The organism is Pseudomonas sp. NPDC089396 (assembly GCF_044749545.1).
Lineage (GTDB): Bacteria > Pseudomonadota > Gammaproteobacteria > Pseudomonadales > Pseudomonadaceae > Aquipseudomonas.
Window position 1 is genome coordinate 185,042 of the sequence record NZ_JBIVIC010000005.1, and the last position, 19,298, is coordinate 204,339.

Genomic DNA, 19,298 nt, shown 5'->3' on the forward strand with positions numbered 1-19,298 from the left:
CGCCTGGCGCGCATGTGGTAGATAATTCCGCTCGGTGATTCCTCGAACTTTGCCGTTCGACGGTACGAGGACATGCTCAAAGCGCAATTCAGGTTTATGATGCCCAACGGCAGTCAATATCCTCACACGGAGTGCGCAATGCAGACCCTCTACCCGCAGATCAAACCCTACGCCCGGCACGATCTGGCCGTGGAAGCGCCGCATGTGCTGTATGTCGACGAGAGCGGTTCGCCCGAAGGTCTGCCGGTGGTGTTCATCCACGGTGGCCCAGGCGCGGGCTGTGATGCCCAGAGCCGTTGCTACTTCGACCCCAACCTGTACCGCATCATCACCTTCGACCAGCGCGGCTGTGGCCGCTCCACGCCCCATGCGAGCCTGGAGAACAACACCACCTGGCACCTGGTCGAGGACATGGAACGCATCCGCAAGCACCTGGGGATCGACAAGTGGGTGCTGTTCGGCGGCTCGTGGGGTTCCACCCTGGCCCTGGCCTACGCCCAGACCCACCCCGAGCGGGTGCATGGCCTGATCCTGCGCGGCATCTTCCTGTGCCGGCCGCAGGAGATTCAGTGGTTCTACCAGGAGGGCGCCAGCCGCCTGTTCCCCGACTACTGGCAGGACTACATCGCACCGATTCCGCCAGAAGAGCGCTGTGACCTGGTCAAGGCCTTCCACAAGCGCCTGACCGGCAACGACCAGATCGCCCAGATGCATGCCGCCAAAGCCTGGTCTACCTGGGAAGGCCGTACCGCCACCCTGCGTCCCAACCCGCTGGTGGTCGACCGCTTCTCCGAGCCGCAGCGGGCCTTGTCGATCGCGCGCATCGAATGCCACTACTTCATGAACGATGCCTTCCTCGAGCCTGACCAGCTGATCCGCGACATGCCCAAGATCGCCCACCTGCCGGCGGTGATCGTGCATGGCCGCTACGACGTGATCTGCCCGCTGGAAAACGCCTGGGCGCTGCACCAGGCCTGGCCGAACAGCGAACTGAAAGTGATCCGCGACGCCGGGCATGCCGCCTCCGAGCCGGGTATCACCGATGCCCTGGTACGCGCCGCCGACCAGATGGCCCGGCGCTTGCTCGACCTGCCCCTGGAAGAAGCATGAAGGGGCTGTTGCAGCGCGTGCGCGGCGCGCGGGTAGAGGTGGCGGGGGACATCGTCGGCGCCATCGACCAGGGCCTGCTGGTGCTGGTGGCAGTCGAGCCTGAAGATACGCGCGAGCATGCCGATAAGCTGTTGCACAAGTTGCTCAACTATCGTGTGTTCAGTGACGAGCAGGGCAAGATGAACCTGTCGCTCAAGGATGTCGGCGGCGGCTTGCTGCTGGTGTCCCAGTTCACCTTGGCTGCAGATACCCGCAGCGGCATGCGCCCGGGCTTCTCGACAGCCGCGCCGCCGGCACTGGGCGCCGAGCTGTTCGACTACCTGTTGCAGCAAGCCCAGGGCCAGCACCCTGCTGTGGCAAGCGGGCAATTCGGTGCGGACATGCAGGTGCACCTGGTCAATGATGGCCCGGTGACATTCCTGTTACAAATATGAGGTAAAAAAACCCCCTGTTTATAGGAAAACAAGGGGTTTTGTACGATAAATAGTTGGTGCTGCCTGATGCGTTGTAACGCGACGTGCTGGATAATCGCGCGCTGCATGAACCTGCGTTCGCAGGTTCGTTTCACTCTGACTCGAGCATTGTCTGGATCCGTTTGGGGAATCATTACGCCCTCACGGGGTCCGAACAGTGCTCGCCAACCCGGCATTTGTCGCTGGCCGTTGGTTTCATGATCTGTTTTCGGCGAGGGTTGCTCGTGATTGTAAGTCCCCAAAAAGCATCAAGTATCCCCGGCACTCGGCTGCGCAAGGCCCTGATGGCCAGCGTCGCCCTGGTTGGTCTGATGAGCGCGGGCCAGCTGTGGGCATTCAATCTTGACGATGTTGCAGCCAAGGCAAAGGATCTGGCCGGCCAGAAGTACGAAGCACCGAAAAGCAATCTGCCGGCAGTCTTCCGCGACATGAAGTTCGCCGACTACCAGAAGATTCACTTCCTGCAGGAAAAGGCCGAGTGGGCGAAGGACAAGACCCCGTTCAAGCTGTCCTTCTATCACCAGGGCATGCACTTCGACACGCCGGTGAAGATCAACGAAGTCACTGCCTCCACGGTCGAGGAAATCAAGTACGACCCGAGCCGCTTCGAGTTCGGTGACGTGCCGCACGACCCGGAAACCACCAAGAACCTGGGTTACGCCGGTTTCCGCGTGCTCTACCCGATCAACAAGGCCGACAAGCAGGACGAGATCATGACCCTGCTGGGGGCCAGCTACTTCCGCGTGGTCGGCAAGGGCCACGTGTACGGCCTGTCGGCCCGTGGCCTGGCGATCGACACCGCACTGCCGTCCGGCGAGGAGTTCCCGCGCTTCACCGAATTCTGGGTAGAGAAGCCCAAGCCTGCCGACAAGCACCTGGTGATCTACGCCCTGCTGGACTCGCCACGCTCCACCGGCGCCTACAAGCTGATCCTGCGTCCGGGCAACGACACCGTGGTCGACGTGCAGTCCCGCGTGTTCCTGCGTGACCACGTCAGCCGCCTGGGTATCGCGCCGCTGACCAGCATGTACCTGTTCGGCCCCAACCAGCCGTCCAAGGTCCTGAACTACCGTCCGGCCCTGCACGATTCCGAAGGCCTGTCGATCCACGCCGCCAACGGCGAGTGGCTGTGGCGCCCGCTGAACAACCCGAAACACCTGGCCGTGAGCAACTTCAGCGTCGAGAACCCGCGTGGTTTCGGCCTGATGCAGCGCCAGCGCGCCTTCAGCGACTACGAAGACCTCGACGACAACTACCAGAAGCGCCCGAGCGCCTGGATCGAGCCTAAGGGCGACTGGGGCAAAGGCACCGTCGACCTGGTCGAGATCCCGACCGCCGACGAGACCAACGACAACATCGTTGCTTTCTGGAGCCCGGAGACACTGCCGGAGCCAGGCAAGCCGGTCGAATACGCCTACCGCCTGCACTGGACCCTCGACGAGCCGAAGTTCCAGGCACCGGACCTGGGCTGGGTCAAGCAGACCCTGCGTTCCACCGGTGACGTCAAGCAGTCCAACCTGATCCGCCAGCCAGACGGCAGCGTTGCCTTCCTGGTCGACTTCGCAGGCCCGGCATTGGCCGCGCTGCCGGAAGACACCGCAGTGCGCAGCCAGGTCAGCGTGGGTGACAACGCCGAGGTGGTCGAGAACAATCTGCGCTATAACCCGGAAACCAAAGGCTGGCGCCTGACCCTGCGATTGAAGGTCAAGGAAGCCAACAAGGCCACCGAGATGCGCGCCGCGCTGGTACGTGACGTACCGGTCGAGCCGGCCAAGCCTGCCCAGGACAGCAAGCAGGACAAGGCCGCTGCCAAGCACGCCAAGCACGACAAAACTGCCAAGGCGCAGGAGCCAGCCAAGGCCGAACAACCAGCCGCCGATGCGGCGTCCACCAACGGGACACCGGCCACCACGGAAAAAGTGCTGACCGAGACCTGGAGCTATCAGTTGCCTGCCGATGAGTAACTCAAGCGCAAGGCCGGAATCGCTTGGCGAGTACCTGGCCCACCTCCCACTGAGCGACGAGCAGCGTGCGGAACTCGCCAGCTGCACGTCGTTCGGTGAGCTGCACCAACGCCTGGCGGCCAGACCGGCCGCCGATTCCACCGAGGCCGTACAGGCCTCGGTGGGCTCGCGCCTGACCGTAGGCAGCGCCGCCGAGCTGGAAGATGCCGAAATGCTCGGCGTCGACGGCAGCGGCCGCCTGTGCCTGAAGATCGCCCCGCCGATCAAGCGCACCAAGGTCGTTCCCGAGCCGTGGCGCACCAACGTGCTGATCCGCATGTGGCGGCGCATGACAGGCCGCCCCAACGCCCCGCAGCCGGCCCAGCGCGAGCTGCCCAAGGCACGCTGGCGTACGGTCGGCTCGATCCGCCGCTATATCCTGCTGGCCCTGATGATCGGTCAGACCATCGTCGCCGGCTGGTACATGAAGGGCATCCTGCCGTACCAGGGCTGGTCGTTCGTCGACCTCGCCGAGGTGGTCAACCAGCCGCTCTGGGACACCGTGGTGCAGGTCTGGCCGTATGCCTTGCAGACGTCCATCCTGATCCTCTTCGGTATCCTCTTCTGCTGGGTGTCGGCGGGCTTCTGGACCGCGCTGATGGGCTTCCTCGAGCTGCTCACCGGGCGTGACAAGTACAAGATTTCGGGTAGCAGCGCTGGCAACGAGCCGATTGCTCCCGAGGCGCGCACCGCGCTGGTGATGCCGATCTGCAACGAAGACGTGCCGCGGGTGTTCGCAGGTTTGCGCGCCACCTTCGAGTCGGTGGCAGCCAGCGGCAACCTCGACCGCTTCGACTTCTTCGTGCTCAGCGACACCAACGACACCGACATCGCCGTGGCCGAGCAACAGGCCTGGCTGGACGTGTGCCGCGAGACCAAGGGCTTCGGCCGCATCTTCTACCGCCGCCGCCGCCGCCGCGTGAAGCGCAAGAGCGGCAACCTCGACGACTTCTGCCGTCGCTGGGGTGGCGAGTACAAGTACATGGTCGTGCTCGACGCCGACAGCGTGATGAGTGGCGAGTGTCTGAGCAGCCTGGTGCGCCTGATGGAGGCCAACCCGGACGCCGGCATTATCCAGACCGGGCCGAAGGCCTCGGGCATGGACACCCTGTATGCGCGCATGCAGCAGTTCGCTACCCGCGTGTACGGCCCGCTGTTCACCGCCGGCCTGCACTTCTGGCAGCTGGGCGAGTCGCATTACTGGGGCCACAACGCGATCATTCGCATGAAGCCGTTCATCGAGCACTGCGCCCTGGCGCCGTTGCCGGGCAAGGGCGCGTTCGCCGGGGCCATCCTCTCCCACGACTTCGTCGAAGCCGCGCTGATGCGCCGTGCCGGCTGGGGCGTGTGGATCGCCTACGACCTGCCGGGAAGCTACGAAGAGCTGCCGCCGAACCTGCTCGACGAGCTCAAGCGCGACCGTCGCTGGTGCCACGGCAACCTGATGAACTTCCGCCTGTTCCTGGTCAAGGGCATGCACCCGGTGCACCGTGCGGTGTTCCTCACCGGCGTCATGTCGTACCTGTCGGCGCCGCTGTGGTTCCTGTTCCTGGTGCTGTCGACTGCGCTGCTGGCGACCAACACGCTGATGGAGCCGCAGTACTTCATCGAGCCGTACCAGCTCTACCCGCTGTGGCCGCAGTGGCACCCGGAGAAGGCGGTTGCGCTGTTCTCCACCACCATCGTGCTGCTGTTCCTGCCCAAGCTGCTCAGTATCGTGCTGATCTGGGCCAAGGGCGCGGTCGAGTACGGCGGACGCATCAAGGTCACCTTGTCGATGCTGATGGAGATGCTGTTCTCCATGTTGCTGGCGCCGGTGCGGATGATTTTCCACACCCGCTTCGTGCTGGCTGCGTTCCTCGGCTGGGCCGCGACCTGGAATTCGCCGCAGCGTGACGACGACTCCACCCCGTGGAGCGAGGCGGTGCGTCGCCATGGCCCGCAGACCCTGCTGGGCTTTGCCTGGGCCGGGTTGGTCGCATGGCTGAACCCGAGCTTCCTGTGGTGGCTGGCGCCGATCGTGGGTTCGCTGGTGCTGTCGATCCCGGTTTCGGTGATTTCCAGCCGTACCCGACTGGGTCTGGCGGCCAAGGACGAGAAGCTGTTCCTGATTCCCGAGGAGTACGCTACCCCGCAGGAACTGCTGGCAACCGATCAGTACACCCATGAAAACCGTTGGCATGCCCTGCACGACGGCTTCGTGCGGGCCGTGGTCGACCCGCGGCAGAACGCCCTGGCTTGCGCCATGGCCACTGCTCGTCATGGTCAGGCAGCAGCCATCGAAGCGCTGCGCGCCGAGCGTGTGGCCAAGGCGCTGGAGGTTGGGCCGCAAGGGCTGGACCTCAATACCCGCCTGGCCTTGCTGAGCGATCCGGTGGCCCTGGCACGCCTGCACGAGCAGGTCTGGGCGGGGCACCATTCTGCCTGGATCGACGTGTGGCGCGCTTCGATCGACAACGACCCGCATTCGCCGTTGCTGCCGCTGCACCCGGAGAATGAAGGCCAACCGGCACTCGTCGGCGCCTGATCCAGCCTTGGGCCGCTTTGCGGCCCTTTCGCGACACAAGGCCGCTCCTACAGGAATACGCAAATCCCTGTAGGAGCGGCCTTGTGTCGCGAAACGAGGGCAAAGCCCTCGCCTGCAATGTTCCTGTCTAGTGGATTTTGGCCAACAAAGTCCCCCCCGGCTCTAGGTCCCGGAGCCGCCATGCGTTAGCATCCTTCTCCGATAAAACACGCCGGCCGCCACGGCCGAGCCAACGATAAGATTCGCTACTTTTCTTGCTAGGGGACTTGGTGATGATGAAGAAATACCTTTCGCGCCTGCTGGTGGGCGTCACCGCGCTGGTCGCGGTCGCTTCCGCCCAGGCCGGCGCCATCGACGACGCGGTCAAGCGTGGCACCTTGCGGGTGGGCATGGACCCCACCTACATGCCGTTCCAGATGACCAACAAGCGCGGCGAGATCATCGGCTTCGAAGTCGATGTCCTCAAAGCCATGGCCAAGTCCATGGGCGTCAAGTTCGAGGCTGTCTCCACCGCCTATGACGGCATCATCCCGGCCCTGCTGACCGACAAGTTCGACATCATCGGCAGCGGCATGACCCTGACCCAGGAACGCAACCTGCGCCTGAACTTCAGCGAACCCTTCATCGTGGTCGGCCAGACCCTGCTGATCCGCAAGGAGCTGGCAGGCGAGATCAAGTCGTACAAGGACCTGAACAACGAGAAGTACCGCATTACCTCCAAGCTCGGCACCACCGGCGAGATGGTTTCCAAGAAGCTGATCGCCAAGGCCCAGTACCACGGCTACGACAACGAGCAGGAAGCGGTGATGGACGTGGTCAACGGCAAGGCTGACGCCTTTGTCTACGACGCGCCGTACAACGTGGTGGCAGTGGACAAGGCCGGCGCTGGCAAGCTGCTGTTCCTCGAAGAACCCTTCACCTACGAGCCGCTGGCCTTCGGCCTGAAGAAGGGCGACTACGACAGCATCAACTTCATCAACAACTTCCTGCACCAGATCAAGCATGACGGGACCTACGATCGTATCCACGACAAGTGGTTCAAGAACAAGGACTGGCTGAAGGAAATGGAATAAGGCCCAGGCCACCAGCCCAGGCTTTGACCCCGACGCGCAGGCAAACCCTGCGCGTTCGCATTTACGGAAGTACCCACGTGATCAAACACAAGAAAGCCCAGTGGCCCTGGCATGCGCTGACCGCGCTGGTCCTGGTGGGCCTGGCATTCAGCCTGTACATGGCCACTTCGATGATTTCCTACGAGTGGCGCTGGAACCGCGTGCCGCAATACTTCGCCTACAAGGCCGAGGAAGCGCAGCGTGCGGCCGGTTACGGCACCGTGCAGGACATCGTCGTTTCCGGTGACAACGCGCGCGTCACGCTGAAGGACGAAAACGGTGACGAGCAAGTACTCGACGTTGCCAAGGACAGCCTGCAACTGAGCCGCGGCGACGACGTCTCCGAAGGCGACCAGGTCGGCGTGACCCGCCACTGGGCTGCCGGTCCGCTGGCGTGGGGCCTGTGGACGACCTTGTGGATCTCGGTGGTTTCCGGGGCGCTGGGCCTGGTGATCGGGCTGTTCGCCGGGTTGTGCCGGCTTTCCAACAACCCGACGCTGCGCGATCTGTCGACGGTGTATGTCGAGCTGGTGCGTGGCACGCCGTTGCTGGTGCAGATCTTCATCTTCTACTTCTTCATCGGCACCGTGCTCAACCTCTCCCGCGAGTTTGCCGGCGTGGCGGCGCTGGCGCTGTTCACCGGAGCCTACGTGGCGGAAATCGTGCGTGCCGGCGTGCAGTCGATTGCCAAGGGTCAGAACGAGGCAGCTCGCTCCCTGGGCCTGAATGCCGGTCAGTCGATGCGCCATGTGATCCTGCCCCAGGCGTTCAAGCGTGTGCTGCCGCCGCTGGCCGGGCAGTTCATCAGCCTGGTCAAGGACACTTCGCTGGTGTCGGTGATCGCCATCACCGAACTGACCAAGAGTGGCCGCGAGGCCATCACCACCTCGTTCTCGACCTTCGAGATCTGGTTCTGTGTGGCAGGCCTGTACCTGCTGATCAACCTGCCGCTGTCGCACATGGCCAGCCGGCTCGAGCGGAGGCTTGCGCAAAGTGATTGAAGTCCGTGACCTGCTGAAAGTCTTCGACACCCGTGGCCATGTGGTGCGCGCGGTGGATAACGTCACCACGCAGGTGGCCAAGGGCGAAGTGGTTGTGGTGCTCGGCCCGTCCGGTTCGGGCAAGTCGACCTTCCTGCGCTGCCTCAACGGCCTGGAGCATTTCGACGAGGGCCATGTGGCCATCGACGGCCTGCGCCTGGACGACCCGAAGACCGACATCAACGCCTACCGCCGTGAAGTCGGCATGGTGTTCCAGCACTTCAACCTGTTCCCGCACATGACCGTGCTGGAGAACCTGTGCCTGGCGCAGAAGGTGGTGCGCAAGCGCAGCAAGGCCGACCGCGAGGCCAAGGCCCGTGCGTTGCTGGAGAAGGTGGGTATTTCGCAGAAGGCCAATGAATATCCGTCGCGCCTGTCCGGCGGCCAGCAGCAGCGGGTGGCGATCGCCCGTGCCCTGGCCATGGACCCGAAAGTGATGCTGTTCGACGAGCCGACCTCGGCGCTCGACCCGGAAATGGTCGGCGAGGTGCTGGATGTGATGAAGACCTTGGCCCAGGAAGGCATGACCATGGTCTGCGTGACCCACGAAATGGGCTTTGCCCGGGAAGTGGCGGACCGCGTGCTGTTCTTCGATCACGGCAAGCTGCTGGAAGATTCGGCGCCGGTGGCGTTCTTCGATTCGCCTAGAGATCCGCGGGCCCAGGCCTTCCTGCGCCAAGTGCTGTAACCGCTGTGGCTGCTTTGCAGCCCAATCGCTGGCTTGCCAGCGATTGGGCCGCAGAGCGGCCCCCTGCGATCTCAGAGCCTGAACCGCCCCACCAACCCCTGCAAATGCGTCCCCAGCCGCGCCAGCTCGATGCTGGAGCTGGCCGTCTCCTCGCTCGCCGCCGACGTCTGGTCGGAAATATCCCGCACATTCATCACACTACGGTTGATCTCCTCGGCCGTGGCGCTCTGCTGCTCCGCCGCCGTGGCGATCTGCTGGTTCATCGCCTGGATCGACGACACCGTGCGGGTAATGGTATCCAGCGAAGTCCCTGCGCGGCGGGTCAGCTCGACACTGCTGTCGGTGAGCTGGCGGCTGGCGTCCATCACGCTGGCCACGCGCTGGGTACCGCTCTGCAGGCCGGCAATCAGCTCCTCGATCTCTTCGGTGGACTGCTGGGTGCGCTGGGCCAGGCTGCGCACCTCATCGGCCACCACGGCGAAGCCGCGGCCTGCCTCGCCGGCACGGGCCGCCTCGATAGCGGCATTGAGGGCCAGCAGGTTGGTTTGCTGAGCCACCGACTTGATCACATCGAGCACGCTGCCGATCTTGTCGCTCTCGGCCTTGAGCTGGTTCATCGCTTCGCTGGAGTTGACCACCTCGTTGGCCAGGCGCTCGATCTGCGCCACCGCCTCGCCGACCACGCGATCACCTTCACGGGCCTGCTGGTCGGCCATCAGCGCCGCCTCGGAGGCCTGTTCGGCATTGCGCGCCACCTCATGCACGGTGGCGGCCATTTCGTTCATCGCCGTGGCCACCTGGTCGGTCTCGACCTTCTGGTTGTTGACCCCGGCACTGGTCTGCTCGGTGACCGCCGACAGTTCTTCGGCAGCGCTGGCGATCTGGGTGACGCCGTCGCCGATGCCACCGATCAGCTCGCGCAGGCCCTGGGTCATGCGTTGCATGCTCGCCTGCAGCTGGCCCAGCTCGTCGCGGCGGGTGGTCTGCAGGTCCTGGCGCAGGTCACCGTTGGCCACGCGCTCGGCGGCGGCCAGGGTCTGGCGCAGGGGGATGATGATCTGTCGGGTGATGGCCCAGGCCGCGAGCAGGCCCAGGAGCATGGCCAGGCCGGTGGCACCGGCGAGCATGGCCTTGGCCTGGCGGGCGCCTTCGTCACGCACCTGGGTTTGCGAAGCGGTCATGGCCTGGCTGGTCTGCAGCAGCACGGTACCTTGCTCGGCCATGCCCTGCAGCGCGGCTTCGACGCGGCCCTGCTTCAGCTCGCTGAAGGCCTGGCGGTAGAGGCGCACGGCTTCGAGCTGCTGTTGCAGGCGTTGATGATCGGCGGGCTGCTCGATCTGGCCGAGCATCAGTTGCACTTGCCGTTCGAGGTTGCCCAGGACCTGCTCCAACTCGCTGATCGAGGCGGCGTCCTGCTTGCGCTCATAGTGCTGCCGGGCGATGCGCAGGTCCTGGGTGTATTGTTGGATGACCGAGATATTGCCCAGCTTGTCACCGCGGTTGATGATGCTGTCCATGCCCATCCACCCGGTCAAGGTGATGGCCAGGGTCAGCAGTAGCACCAGGCCGAAACCCAGCCCCAGTTTGCGATTGACGCTCACATTACCCAGCGATTGGGATACCCATTGGTACATTGTCGACTCCCCGGCAACTTGGCAGCACGGAATTTTGCTGTGTTGCCAAGGCCATCGGCTCGGGCCGGGGAAACTTGATGGGGGAAAGTTGACCCGCCTGTCAGAAAATCCGCGAGAGCAACGCGGTGACGGCGGTTTCCACCCGCAGGATGCGATCGCCCAACTGCACAGGCGCAAGACCTGCCTTGCCCAGTAGCTCGACTTCGTAGGGGATCCAGCCGCCTTCAGGGCCGATAGCCAGCGTTACCGGGCCATCGACGGCACGCGGGCAAGCGGGGTAGGAACCTGGGTGAGCGACCAGGCCGAGGCTGCCTTCGGCGATGGCCGGTAGGCGGTCTTCGACGAACGGCTTGAAGCGCTTCTCGATGATCACCTCGGGCAGCACCGTGTCACGGGCCTGTTCGAGGCCGAGGATGAGGTTTTCGCGGATCGCTTCCGGCTGCAGGAACGGGGTCTGCCAGAAGCTCTTCTCGACCTTGTAGCTGTTGACCAGGATCAGCCGTGGCACGCCCAGGGTGGCTACGGTCTGGAACAGCCGGCGCAGCATCTTCGGGCGCGGCACGGCCAGCACCAGGGTCAGCGGCAGCTTGGCCGGCGGCTGTTGGTCGAAGGCGACTGCAAGCTCGGCTTCGTGCTGTTCCAGGCGCACCACGGTGGCGCTGCCCATCAGGCCATTGATGCGGCCCACCCGCAACGTGTCACCCACCGCGACGCGGTGGATGTCCTGCATGTGGGTAAAGCGCCGATCAGCGAGGACGACGCGGTCGGCCGACACGAAGTCGGCCTCTTCGAGGAGCAACAGGTTCACGGTTGGGTCGCAGGCGGCTGGTCGTTGTGGTCGTCGGTGGCTTCATCGGCGTCATGGCTGCGCTTGCGGATCAGGCCGCCGCACAGCACGCCGACCTCGAACAGCAGCCACATGGGCACGGCGAGCAAGGTCTGGGAGAAGATGTCCGGCGGGGTAAGGATCATGCCGACCACGAAGCAGCCGATGATCACGTAGGGGCGCATCTTCCTCAGGGACTGCACATCGACCACGCCGATCCACACCAGCAGCACCACCGCCACCGGGATTTCGAAGGCGACGCCGAAGGCGAAGAACAGGGTCATGACGAAGTCGAGGTAGCTGGCGATGTCGGTCATCATCGACACGCCTTCCGGGGTGGCGGCGGCGAAGAAGCTGAACATCAGCGGGAACACCAGGAAATAGGCGAACGCCATGCCGGCGTAGAACAACAGGATGCTCGACACCAGCAGCGGGATGGCGATGCGCTTTTCGTGGCGGTACAGCCCCGGCGCGATGAAACCCCAGATCTGCTGCAGGATGAACGGGATGGCCAGGAACAGCGAAACGATCATGGTCAGCTTGAACGGCGTCAGGAACGGCGAGGCCACGTCGGTGGCGATCATCGTCGCGTTGGCCGGCAGGTGCGCGCGCAGGGGGGCCGAGACCAGGGTGTAGATCTGCTGGGCGAAGGAGAACAGCCCGGCGAAGATCAGGAAGATGGCCGCCACGCAGCGCAGCAGGCGGGTGCGCAGTTCGGTCAGGTGCGAGACCAGCGGCATGGGCTGGTCGTCTTGCGGAATTTCGCTCATGGGGCTCGCGGCGGTTGAGGCTGATCGGGCTGTTCAGGCGTCGCCGCAGGCGCTGCGGTTGCTGATGTGGGCGCAGTGGCAGGCGGCTGGGCAGGCGGCGTCAGCGGGTTGAGGATGCGCTTGGCTTCTTGCTCCATCTGCAGGATGTGCTCGTTGTGAAGCTGGCGGCGGATGTCGTCGGCACCGATTTCGCGCTCGACCTCCGTCTTGATCGCATTGAAGCTGCGTTTCAACCGGCCGATCCACAGCCCCGCGGTACGCGCGGCGCCAGGCAGGCGCTCGGGGCCGAGCACCAGCAGGGCTACCAGGCCGACGAGCAGCAGTTCGCTGAAGCTGATGCCGAACATGGCTCAGTCTTTCCGCTGCGGCTCTTGGACCGGCTGGGCCTGGCCCTCGATGGTGTGGCCTTGCGCTTGCGGCGCTGCGGCTTGCTGCTGGGTGGTCTGTACCGGCGGAATCGGCTGCGCAGGCGGCGGGGTCTGCTCGGCCGGCTTGGTTTCTTCGTCGTTCATGGCCTTGCGGAAGCCCTTGATCGATTCGCCCAGGTCGCCGCCGAGGTTCTTCAGCTTCTTGGTGCCGAAGACCAGGACCACGACAACCAGCAGGACGATCCAGTGTTTCCAGTCAAAAATACCCATTTCGTACTCCTGAAAAATGTGTGTTGGTCATCTGGTTTTGGGGCTGCTTTGCAGCCCATTCGCGACACAAGGCCGCTCCTACAGTGTCACCAATCTACCTTGCGACGCGGCGCCTGTAGGAGCGGCCTTGCGTCGCGAAAGGGGCGCAATGCGCCCCCAGAATACGTCAGACAGAAGGCGCGCGAGCGGCCTTTTCATCATGCCCGGAGAGGCCGAAACGGCGCTCCAGTTCATCAAGTACGGCTTGTGGATGCTGGCCCAGCGCGCTGAGCATGACCAGGCTATGAAACCACAGGTCGGCGGTTTCATAGATGACATCGCTGTAATCCTGGCTGACCGCGGCATCCTTGGCGGCAATGATGGTCTCGACCGACTCTTCGCCGAGCTTCTCGAGGATCTTGTTCAGGCCCTTGTGGTGCAGGCTGGCCACGTAGGAGCTGTCGGGCGCTGCGTGCTTGCGCGCTTCGAGTACTTCGGCCAGGCGGTTGAGGGTGTCGCTCATGTCAGTGTCCTGCGCTATAGATGGCATCCGGGTCTTTCAACACCGGGTCGACGGTTTTCCACTGGCCGTCTTCGAAGACGCGGTAGAAGCAGCTTTCACGGCCGGTATGGCAGGCGATATGGCCGAGCTGCTCGACGCAGAGGATGATCACATCGGCATCGCAGTCCAGGCGCATTTCGTGCAGTTTCTGCACATGCCCCGATTCCTCGCCCTTGCGCCACAGCTTGCCACGCGAACGCGACCAGTAGATGGCGCGTTGCTCGGCGGCGGTCAACGCCAGCGACTCGCGGTTCATCCAGGCCATCATCAGTACGCGTCCGGTCTTGTGGTCCTGGGCGATCGCCGGCACCAGGCCGTCGCTGTTCCACTTGATCTCGTCCAGCCAGTCTTTCATCGTCGACTCCAAAACCGGGCCCGCTTCTGTGTCGGGCCCTTTGCGCTAGTGTGCCAGCCAGCAGCGCGGCTGGCTATTGGCGCACGATCAGGTACAGGCCGGCGGCCAGCATCAGCCACGCCGGCCAAGCGGCGGGGGCGGCCAGGCTAGCGGCTTCGGCGGCCCCCGCAGCCAGCACCGCACCGCCACCGAGCAGGCCGGCGCCGAGCAGGCGTAGCGCCCAACGGTCGCCCTGGTTGCGACGCCGCTCCGGCAGTGGCAGGTCTTGCAGGTGCGGCTGCGACAGGCGTTCGAGCAGGTCGCGGGTCATGCCGGCCAGGTGCGGCAACTGTTCGGCCTGGCTGTAGATGTTGCCGAGTACGGCCTTGGGGCTCATGCGATCGCGCATCCAGCGTTCCAGGAAGGGCTTGGCAGTGCTCCACAGGTCGAGGTCGGGGTACAGCTGGCGGCCCAGGCCTTCGATGTTGAGCAGGGTCTTCTGCAGCAGCACCAACTGCGGCTGAACCTCCATGTTGAAGCGCCGAGCGGTCTGGAACAGGCGCATCAGCACCTGGCCGAAGGAGATGTCCTTCAACGGTTTTTCGAAGATCGGTTCGCACACGGTGCGGATCGCCGCTTCGAACTCGTTGACCTTGGTATGCGCCGGCACCCAGCCCGAGTCGATGTGCAACTGGGCGACGCGGCGGTAGTCACGCTTGAAGAAGGCGATCAGGTTGCGCGCCAGGTAGTCCTGGTCTTCGGCGGTGAGGCTGCCGACGATGCCGCAGTCGATGGCGATGTACTGCGGGCTCCACGGCTTGACGGTGCTGACGAAGATATTGCCCGGGTGCATGTCGGCGTGGAAGAAGCTGTCGCGGAACACCTGGGTGAAGAACACTTCCACACCGCGCTCGGCCAGCAGCTTCATGTCGGTGCGCTGGTCGGCCAGGGTCGCCATGTCGGTGACCGGCACGCCGTAGATGCGCTCCATCACCAGCACCTTGGGACGGCAGTGGTCCCAGTACACCTGCGGCACGTACATCAGCTCCGAGCCTTCGAAGTTGCGTCGCAGCTGGCTGGCGTTGGCCGCCTCGCGGAGCAGGTCGAGCTCGTCGTAGATGGTCTTTTCGTAGTCGCCGACGATTTCCACCGGGTGCAGGCGGCGGGCATCGGCCGAGGCCCGTTCGGCGGCCTTGGCGATCAGGAACAACCAGGCCAGGTCCTGGGCGATCACCGGCTTCAAGCCCGGGCGCACCACCTTGACCACCACCTCTTCGCCGCTCTTGAGGCGTGCGGCATGCACCTGGGCCACCGAGGCCGAGGCCAGTGGTTCGACGTCGAAGCGGCTGAACACTTCGCCGACCTTGGCGCCAAGCTGCGACTCGATCAGCGCCACGGCCTTTTGCGGGTCGAACGGTGGCACGCGGTCCTGCAGCCGCATCAGCTCGTCGGCGATGTCGGTGGGCAGCAGGTCGCGGCGGGTCGACAGCAACTGGCCGAACTTGATGAAGATCGGCCCCAGGTCCTGCAGGGCCAGGCGCAGGCGCTCACCCCGGCTGAGCTCGGAGGGCTTGCGCGGCAGCCAGCGCCAGGGCATGAGCAGGCGCAGGCTCATCAGCCACCAGGGCAGCGGCAGTTCGAACAGCAGGTCATCGAGACGGTAGCGGATCACCACGCGCTGGATGCGGAAGAGACGGCGGACGGCGAGCAGCTTCATGCGTTATCGCTGGTATCAAGGGATCGGGAGAGGCGCTGCAGGCGCGCCTCGAGGCGTTCTATATCGACCTTCAGGCTGTCGAGTTCGCTGAAGGCGGCTTCGGCTTCGCGCTTGCCCACCAGGGTGCGCGATTCTTCGGCCAGGTATTCGGACAGGTTCTGCTGAAAGCGCGCCAGGCCCTGGCGGGTCCAGCGTGCACGCAGGCGCACGTGGCCGGCGAGCAGCGCCGTGGCGACCGGGCCGAGCCAGCGCTGCAGCTCGTGCTCCCAGTCCAGCTCCAGGTCCTGCAGCACGCCGAACAGGTCGAGCAGCACCGCGCTGTCGCCATGCAGCTCGACCTGCGGGGTGTGCAGTACACCGGTCTTGTCCTTGGCCACAGCCAGTTGCAGCAAGCTGCCGGCAGGGGCGCGCAGGCTGCAGTCGACTTCACCCTGCCAGTGGGCGGCGAGCATCAGGCCCTCTTCATCGGGCAGGATGAAGACCTGCAGGGCCGGCTGGCGGCAATCGATCTCGATGACCTTGCCTTCCAGCGCAGCCAGACGCGGCAGCGCCGTGCTGTCCATGCGCAGGACGCGGTTCAGGCCATGTTCGACGCTGGCGAGCAGCCCTGCCAGCAGCATCAGGGCTTGATTCCCCGGTGCACGGCGACGATGCCGCTGGTCATGTTGTGGTAGGTGACGCGGTCGAAGCCGGCATCGACCATCATGGCCTTGAGGGTTTCCTGGTCAGGGTGCATGCGGATCGACTCGGCGAGGTAACGGTAGCTTTCCGAGTCGTTGGTGATCAGCTTGCCGGCCAGTGGCATGAAGGCGAACGAGTAGGCGTCGTAGGCCTTGGACATCAGCTTGTTGGTCGGCTTGGAGAACTCCAGCACCAGCAGGCGACCGCCCGGCTTGAGCACGCGCAGCATCGAACGGATGGCTTCGTCCTTGTGGGTGACGTTGCGCAGGCCGAAGGCGATGGTCACGCAGTCGAAGTGGTTGTCGGGGAACGGCAGCTTCTCGGCATCGGCCTGGACGAACTCGATGTTGCCGGCCACGCCACGGTCGAGCAGGCGGTCACGGCCAACCTTGAGCATCGATTCGTTGATGTCGGCGAGCACCACTTGCCCGGTCGGGCCGACCAGGCGCGAGAACTTGGCGGCCAGGTCGCCTGTGCCGCCGGCGATGTCCAGTACCCGATTGCCGGCGCGCACGCCCGACAGCTCGATGGTGAAGCGCTTCCACAGGCGGTGCATGCCGCCGGAAAGCACGTCATTCATGAGGTCATACTTGGCGGCCACCGAGTGGAAGACTTCGGCGACTTTCTTCGCCTTCTGGCTCTCGGGGACGTCCTTGTAGCCAAAATGCGTGGTGGGTTCGGCGTGGTCGCCTTTGCGCTGGTCGTTCATATCGCTTCACCGGAAAAAATTACCGCCATTCTAGGGCGAACGGGCGGATTTGTCTTGGCGGGGTGTGCCGTAGGGCAGGGGCGGGCATAATGCCAATTATGTCTACATACCCAGGATTGCCCGCATGACCCAGATCAGCGTCGAACGCAAACACACCCTCGGCCGCGAAGCCGCCCGTGCCAAGGCCGAGGCGCTGGTGGACAAACTGACCCGCGAATACGACCTCAAGGCCACCTGGAGCGGTGACCGCGTCGACGTGACGCGCAGTGGCGCCAATGGCAGCGTGCAGATCTTCGATGACAGCATTCGCGTCGAACTGAAGCTGGGCATGATGCTGTCGATGATGAGCGGCACCATCAAGGGCGAAATCGAACGCGCCCTGGACAAAGCCCTGGCCTGAGCCGACACCTTAGGGTGAAGATTCTAATTTGCCTCTCTACCTTATGCTCCAAGCCCAACCTCCATGGGCGGTTCCTCCCTCCACTCATGAGCATGAGGTACAGAGCATGGCCAAAGTGAATGTGAAGAAAAAGGATGATGCCCAGAGTACGTTGGGCGAAGTGCGCGGTTATGCGCGCAAGATCTGGCTGGCCGGTATTGGCGCGTATGCCCGCGTCGGCCACGAAGGCTCCGAGTATTTCCAGGAGCTGGTAAAAGCCGGTGAAGGTGTCGAGAAGCGTGGCAAGAAACGCATCGAACAGGACCTCGATGCCGCCAACAACCAGATCGACGAAGCCACCGAGGAAGTTACCCAGGAAGTCAGCCGTGTACGTGGCAAGGTCGAGATCCAACTCGACAAGATCGAAAAGGCTTTCGACGCACGGGTCGGTCGCGCCTTGAATCGCCTCGGCATTCCGTCTAAACATGACGTTGAAGCGTTGTCCATCAAGCTTGAACAGCTGCATGAGCTGCTTGAGCGTGTCGCGCACAAACCATAAGGAGAGCAGGATGGCTGGCAAGAAGAATTCCGACAAAGAAAGCAGCTCCTGGATCGGCGGGATCGAGAAGTACTCGCGCAAGATCTGGCTGGCGGGGCTGGGTATCTATTCCAAGGTCGACCAGGACGGCCCGAAGCTGTTCGACTCGTTGGTGAAGGACGGCGAGAAGGCCGAGAAGCAAGCGAAGAAAACGGCTGAAGACGTGGCGGAAAATGCCAAGTCCTCGACCACTTCGCGTGTGTCCGGCGTGAAAGACCGTGCCCTGGGCAAGTGGAGCGAGCTCGAAGAAGCCTTCGACAAGCGCCTGAACAGCGCCATCTCGCGCCTTGGCGTGCCAAGCCGCAACGAGATCAAGGCCCTGCACCAGCAGGTCGACAGCCTGACCAAGCAGATCGAGAAGCTGACCGGCGCTTCGGTTACGCCGATTTCTTCGCGCGCTGCCGCGGCCAAGCCTGCTGCCAGCAAAGCGGCAGCCAAGCCACTGGCCAAGGCTGCAGCCAAGCCTGCGGCTAAAACCGCTGCGGCAAAACCGGCAACCAAGCCTGCCGCTGCCAAGCCTGCTACAGCGAAGAAGCCTGCAGTGAAGAAAGCGCCGGCCAAGCCTGCTGCGGCCAAACCTGCAGCGGCCAAACCTGCAGCGGCCAAACCGGCAGCTCCTGCCGCCAGCGCCGCCCCGGCTGCTACCGCAGCACCGGCGCCAAGCGCGGCTCCGGTCAGCAGCGCACCTTCGGCACCGGTTACGGCCACGCTGATCTGATACCGCGTCGCGCCCATCGCCGGCAAGCCGGCTCCCACAAGTACTGCGCTGGCTTCAATGTCAGCGCAGTCCCTGTGGGAGCAACGGTCTTGCTCACTTTCCAGAAGTTGACGCGATTCCTGTAGGAGCCGGCTTGCCGGCGATGGGGCCAGCCGCAGCCCCCTCAAACTTGACTACCTAACCCTCCAGATACCGCTGCGCCAACTCCTGCGCCGCCGCCCTTGGCTTTTCCTGCAGATGCGGTGCCACCAGCATCATCACCTGATACACCACGACCCCCACATCGCCCTCACGTCCCAGCACGCGTTGATAGTCCAGCGAGAACATCAGCGTCAGGGTGATCTGTTCCACAAGCTGTCCCAATGCCTGCGTTTCGCTGACCACCTGCCCCTGGGCCTTGAGGCTGGCCAGTAACGCTGCCAAGGTACGCTTGAGCCCATTGATCAGGCTGCGCATGCCTCGGGCCAGCTTGGGCAAGCGCCCGGTGAGGTTCGACAAGTCCTGGAACAAGAAGCGGTACTGCGCCATGTGCTCGACGATCAGGTGCAAGAACAGCCAGTAATCTTCGGCACCCAGGCGCACCCCCAGGGGCGGGTCGAGCAATGGCATCAGCGATTCTTCGAAACGCTCGAACAGGCCGTTTACCAGCGGCTCCTTGCCGTGGAAGTGGTAGTAGAGGTTGCCAGGGCTGATTCCCAGTTCGTTGGCAATCTCAAGGGTCGAGACATTGGGTTCGCCCTGCTGGTTGAACAGCTGCAGGGCACATTCAAGGATACGGTCGCGGGTTTTCATCCGGGCAG

The 19,298-nt window shown here is 63.9% G+C and carries 21 protein-coding genes; 10 read left to right on the top strand and 11 right to left on the bottom strand.

Translation table 11 applies throughout. The annotated features are described in order from the left end of the window. Positions 1-138 precede the first annotated feature (138 nt). From pip to ACIPZB_RS11165, 7 genes are all read left to right on the top strand, one after another. Positions 139-1,110 (top strand): prolyl aminopeptidase, encoded by a 972-nt coding sequence (gene pip / locus ACIPZB_RS11135; protein ID WP_400640239.1) that lies wholly within the window; start codon positions 139-141, stop codon positions 1,108-1,110. Then, positions 1,107-1,544, top strand: a complete 438-nt coding sequence (gene dtd, locus ACIPZB_RS11140; protein WP_400640240.1) for a D-aminoacyl-tRNA deacylase — start codon at positions 1,107-1,109, stop codon at positions 1,542-1,544. Before pip ends, dtd begins: the two co-directional genes overlap by 4 nt. Positions 1,545-1,807: 263 nt before the next feature. Beyond that, a complete protein-coding gene (locus tag ACIPZB_RS11145) occupies positions 1,808-3,547 on the top strand; it encodes a glucan biosynthesis protein G (RefSeq protein WP_400640241.1) in 1,740 nt (579 codons plus the stop codon). After that, positions 3,540-6,113, top strand: a complete 2,574-nt coding sequence (mdoH, locus tag ACIPZB_RS11150; RefSeq protein ID WP_400640242.1) for a glucans biosynthesis glucosyltransferase MdoH — start codon at positions 3,540-3,542, stop codon at positions 6,111-6,113. Before ACIPZB_RS11145 ends, mdoH begins: the two co-directional genes overlap by 8 nt. 275 nt (positions 6,114-6,388) lie before the next feature. Further along, on the top strand, positions 6,389-7,186 hold the full coding sequence (locus ACIPZB_RS11155; protein WP_400640420.1) for a transporter substrate-binding domain-containing protein: 798 nt from the start codon (positions 6,389-6,391) through the stop codon (positions 7,184-7,186). A gap of 77 nt (positions 7,187-7,263) precedes the next feature. Then, positions 7,264-8,226, top strand: coding sequence for an amino acid ABC transporter permease (locus tag ACIPZB_RS11160; RefSeq protein WP_008096139.1), 963 nt, complete (start codon positions 7,264-7,266; stop codon positions 8,224-8,226). Beyond that, positions 8,219-8,953: an amino acid ABC transporter ATP-binding protein gene (locus ACIPZB_RS11165; RefSeq protein WP_400640421.1), complete on the top strand. Its 735-nt coding sequence runs from the start codon at positions 8,219-8,221 to the stop codon at positions 8,951-8,953. The genes ACIPZB_RS11160 and ACIPZB_RS11165 overlap by 8 nt, the downstream gene beginning before the upstream one ends. Before the next feature lie 71 nt (positions 8,954-9,024). On the opposite strand, the gene ACIPZB_RS11170 is transcribed toward ACIPZB_RS11165, so the two are convergent. The 10 genes from ACIPZB_RS11170 to ubiE all read right to left on the bottom strand — a co-directional run bounded on the left by ACIPZB_RS11170 (position 9,025) and on the right by ubiE (position 16,803). Continuing rightward, a complete protein-coding gene (locus ACIPZB_RS11170; protein WP_400640243.1) occupies positions 9,025-10,587 on the bottom strand; it encodes a methyl-accepting chemotaxis protein in 1,563 nt (520 codons plus the stop codon). A 100-nt stretch (positions 10,588-10,687) separates the two neighbouring features. Beyond that, on the bottom strand, positions 10,688-11,395 hold the full coding sequence (locus ACIPZB_RS11175; protein ID WP_400640244.1) for a 16S rRNA (uracil(1498)-N(3))-methyltransferase: 708 nt from the start codon (positions 11,393-11,395) through the stop codon (positions 10,688-10,690). After that, positions 11,392-12,183 carry a twin-arginine translocase subunit TatC gene (tatC, locus tag ACIPZB_RS11180; protein ID WP_400640245.1) on the bottom strand — a complete coding sequence of 264 codons (792 nt, stop codon included), beginning with the start codon at positions 12,181-12,183 and terminating at the stop codon, positions 11,392-11,394. Before tatC ends, ACIPZB_RS11175 begins: the two co-directional genes overlap by 4 nt. Continuing rightward, complete coding sequence (gene tatB, locus ACIPZB_RS11185) at positions 12,180-12,530, bottom strand: Sec-independent protein translocase protein TatB (RefSeq protein ID WP_008096133.1); 351 nt, start codon at positions 12,528-12,530, stop codon at positions 12,180-12,182. Before tatB ends, tatC begins: the two co-directional genes overlap by 4 nt. A gap of 3 nt (positions 12,531-12,533) precedes the next feature. Then, positions 12,534-12,821 carry a twin-arginine translocase TatA/TatE family subunit gene (locus tag ACIPZB_RS11190; RefSeq protein WP_016395361.1) on the bottom strand — a complete coding sequence of 96 codons (288 nt, stop codon included), beginning with the start codon at positions 12,819-12,821 and terminating at the stop codon, positions 12,534-12,536. 166 nt (positions 12,822-12,987) lie between these two features. After that, complete coding sequence (locus tag ACIPZB_RS11195; RefSeq protein WP_400640246.1) at positions 12,988-13,323, bottom strand: phosphoribosyl-ATP diphosphatase; 336 nt, start codon at positions 13,321-13,323, stop codon at positions 12,988-12,990. A 1-nt stretch (position 13,324) separates the two neighbouring features. Further along, on the bottom strand, positions 13,325-13,717 hold the full coding sequence (gene hisI, locus ACIPZB_RS11200) for a phosphoribosyl-AMP cyclohydrolase (RefSeq protein WP_008096127.1): 393 nt from the start codon (positions 13,715-13,717) through the stop codon (positions 13,325-13,327). Between the two features lie 73 nt (positions 13,718-13,790). Further along, positions 13,791-15,413 carry a ubiquinone biosynthesis regulatory protein kinase UbiB gene (ubiB, locus tag ACIPZB_RS11205; protein ID WP_400640247.1) on the bottom strand — a complete coding sequence of 541 codons (1,623 nt, stop codon included), beginning with the start codon at positions 15,411-15,413 and terminating at the stop codon, positions 13,791-13,793. Then, on the bottom strand, positions 15,410-16,033 hold the full coding sequence (locus ACIPZB_RS11210; protein ID WP_008096123.1) for an SCP2 domain-containing protein: 624 nt from the start codon (positions 16,031-16,033) through the stop codon (positions 15,410-15,412). The genes ubiB and ACIPZB_RS11210 overlap by 4 nt, the downstream gene beginning before the upstream one ends. Then, the gene (gene ubiE, locus ACIPZB_RS11215) at positions 16,033-16,803 is read right to left on the bottom strand and encodes a bifunctional demethylmenaquinone methyltransferase/2-methoxy-6-polyprenyl-1,4-benzoquinol methylase UbiE (protein WP_008096122.1); all 771 of its coding nucleotides are present in this window, start codon (positions 16,801-16,803) and stop codon (positions 16,033-16,035) included. The genes ACIPZB_RS11210 and ubiE overlap by 1 nt, the downstream gene beginning before the upstream one ends. A 124-nt stretch (positions 16,804-16,927) precedes the next feature. Between ubiE and ACIPZB_RS11220 the strand changes: the two genes are divergently transcribed. From ACIPZB_RS11220 to ACIPZB_RS11230, 3 genes are all read left to right on the top strand, one after another. Beyond that, on the top strand, positions 16,928-17,203 hold the full coding sequence (locus tag ACIPZB_RS11220) for a polyhydroxyalkanoic acid system family protein (protein WP_008096120.1): 276 nt from the start codon (positions 16,928-16,930) through the stop codon (positions 17,201-17,203). Between the two features lie 106 nt (positions 17,204-17,309). Continuing rightward, the gene (locus ACIPZB_RS11225) at positions 17,310-17,741 is read left to right on the top strand and encodes a phasin family protein (protein ID WP_400640248.1); all 432 of its coding nucleotides are present in this window, start codon (positions 17,310-17,312) and stop codon (positions 17,739-17,741) included. 10 nt (positions 17,742-17,751) lie between these two features. Beyond that, positions 17,752-18,498: a phasin family protein gene (locus ACIPZB_RS11230; RefSeq protein WP_400640249.1), complete on the top strand. Its 747-nt coding sequence runs from the start codon at positions 17,752-17,754 to the stop codon at positions 18,496-18,498. A gap of 177 nt (positions 18,499-18,675) precedes the next feature. Here ACIPZB_RS11230 and ACIPZB_RS11235 read toward each other — a convergent pair whose 3' ends face one another. Continuing rightward, positions 18,676-19,290, bottom strand: a complete 615-nt coding sequence (locus ACIPZB_RS11235; protein ID WP_400640422.1) for a TetR/AcrR family transcriptional regulator — start codon at positions 19,288-19,290, stop codon at positions 18,676-18,678. Positions 19,291-19,298: the final 8 nt, after the last annotated feature.

Bases quoted from the DNA above. Each gene is read 5' to 3' on its own strand.
- ACIPZB_RS11155 (WP_400640420.1), top strand. From the start codon at position 6,389: ATGAAGAAATACCTTTCGCGCCTGCTGGTGGGCGTCACCGCGCTGGTC.
- ACIPZB_RS11225 (WP_400640248.1), top strand. From the start codon at position 17,310: ATGGCCAAAGTGAATGTGAAGAAAAAGGATGATGCCCAGAGTACGTTG.
- mdoH (WP_400640242.1), top strand. From the start codon at position 3,540: ATGAGTAACTCAAGCGCAAGGCCGGAATCGCTTGGCGAGTACCTGGCC.
- ACIPZB_RS11170 (WP_400640243.1), bottom strand. From the start codon at position 10,587: ATGTACCAATGGGTATCCCAATCGCTGGGTAATGTGAGCGTCAATCGC.
- pip (WP_400640239.1), top strand. From the start codon at position 139: ATGCAGACCCTCTACCCGCAGATCAAACCCTACGCCCGGCACGATCTG.
- ACIPZB_RS11210 (WP_008096123.1), bottom strand. From the start codon at position 16,033: ATGCTGCTGGCAGGGCTGCTCGCCAGCGTCGAACATGGCCTGAACCGC.
- ubiB (WP_400640247.1), bottom strand. From the start codon at position 15,413: ATGAAGCTGCTCGCCGTCCGCCGTCTCTTCCGCATCCAGCGCGTGGTG.
- ACIPZB_RS11220 (WP_008096120.1), top strand. From the start codon at position 16,928: ATGACCCAGATCAGCGTCGAACGCAAACACACCCTCGGCCGCGAAGCC.
- ubiE (WP_008096122.1), bottom strand. From the start codon at position 16,803: ATGAACGACCAGCGCAAAGGCGACCACGCCGAACCCACCACGCATTTT.
- dtd (WP_400640240.1), top strand. From the start codon at position 1,107: ATGAAGGGGCTGTTGCAGCGCGTGCGCGGCGCGCGGGTAGAGGTGGCG.
- ACIPZB_RS11230 (WP_400640249.1), top strand. From the start codon at position 17,752: ATGGCTGGCAAGAAGAATTCCGACAAAGAAAGCAGCTCCTGGATCGGC.
- tatB (WP_008096133.1), bottom strand. From the start codon at position 12,530: ATGTTCGGCATCAGCTTCAGCGAACTGCTGCTCGTCGGCCTGGTAGCC.
- hisI (WP_008096127.1), bottom strand. From the start codon at position 13,717: ATGAAAGACTGGCTGGACGAGATCAAGTGGAACAGCGACGGCCTGGTG.
- ACIPZB_RS11190 (WP_016395361.1), bottom strand. From the start codon at position 12,821: ATGGGTATTTTTGACTGGAAACACTGGATCGTCCTGCTGGTTGTCGTG.
- ACIPZB_RS11235 (WP_400640422.1), bottom strand. From the start codon at position 19,290: ATGAAAACCCGCGACCGTATCCTTGAATGTGCCCTGCAGCTGTTCAAC.
- tatC (WP_400640245.1), bottom strand. From the start codon at position 12,183: ATGAGCGAAATTCCGCAAGACGACCAGCCCATGCCGCTGGTCTCGCAC.
- ACIPZB_RS11195 (WP_400640246.1), bottom strand. From the start codon at position 13,323: ATGAGCGACACCCTCAACCGCCTGGCCGAAGTACTCGAAGCGCGCAAG.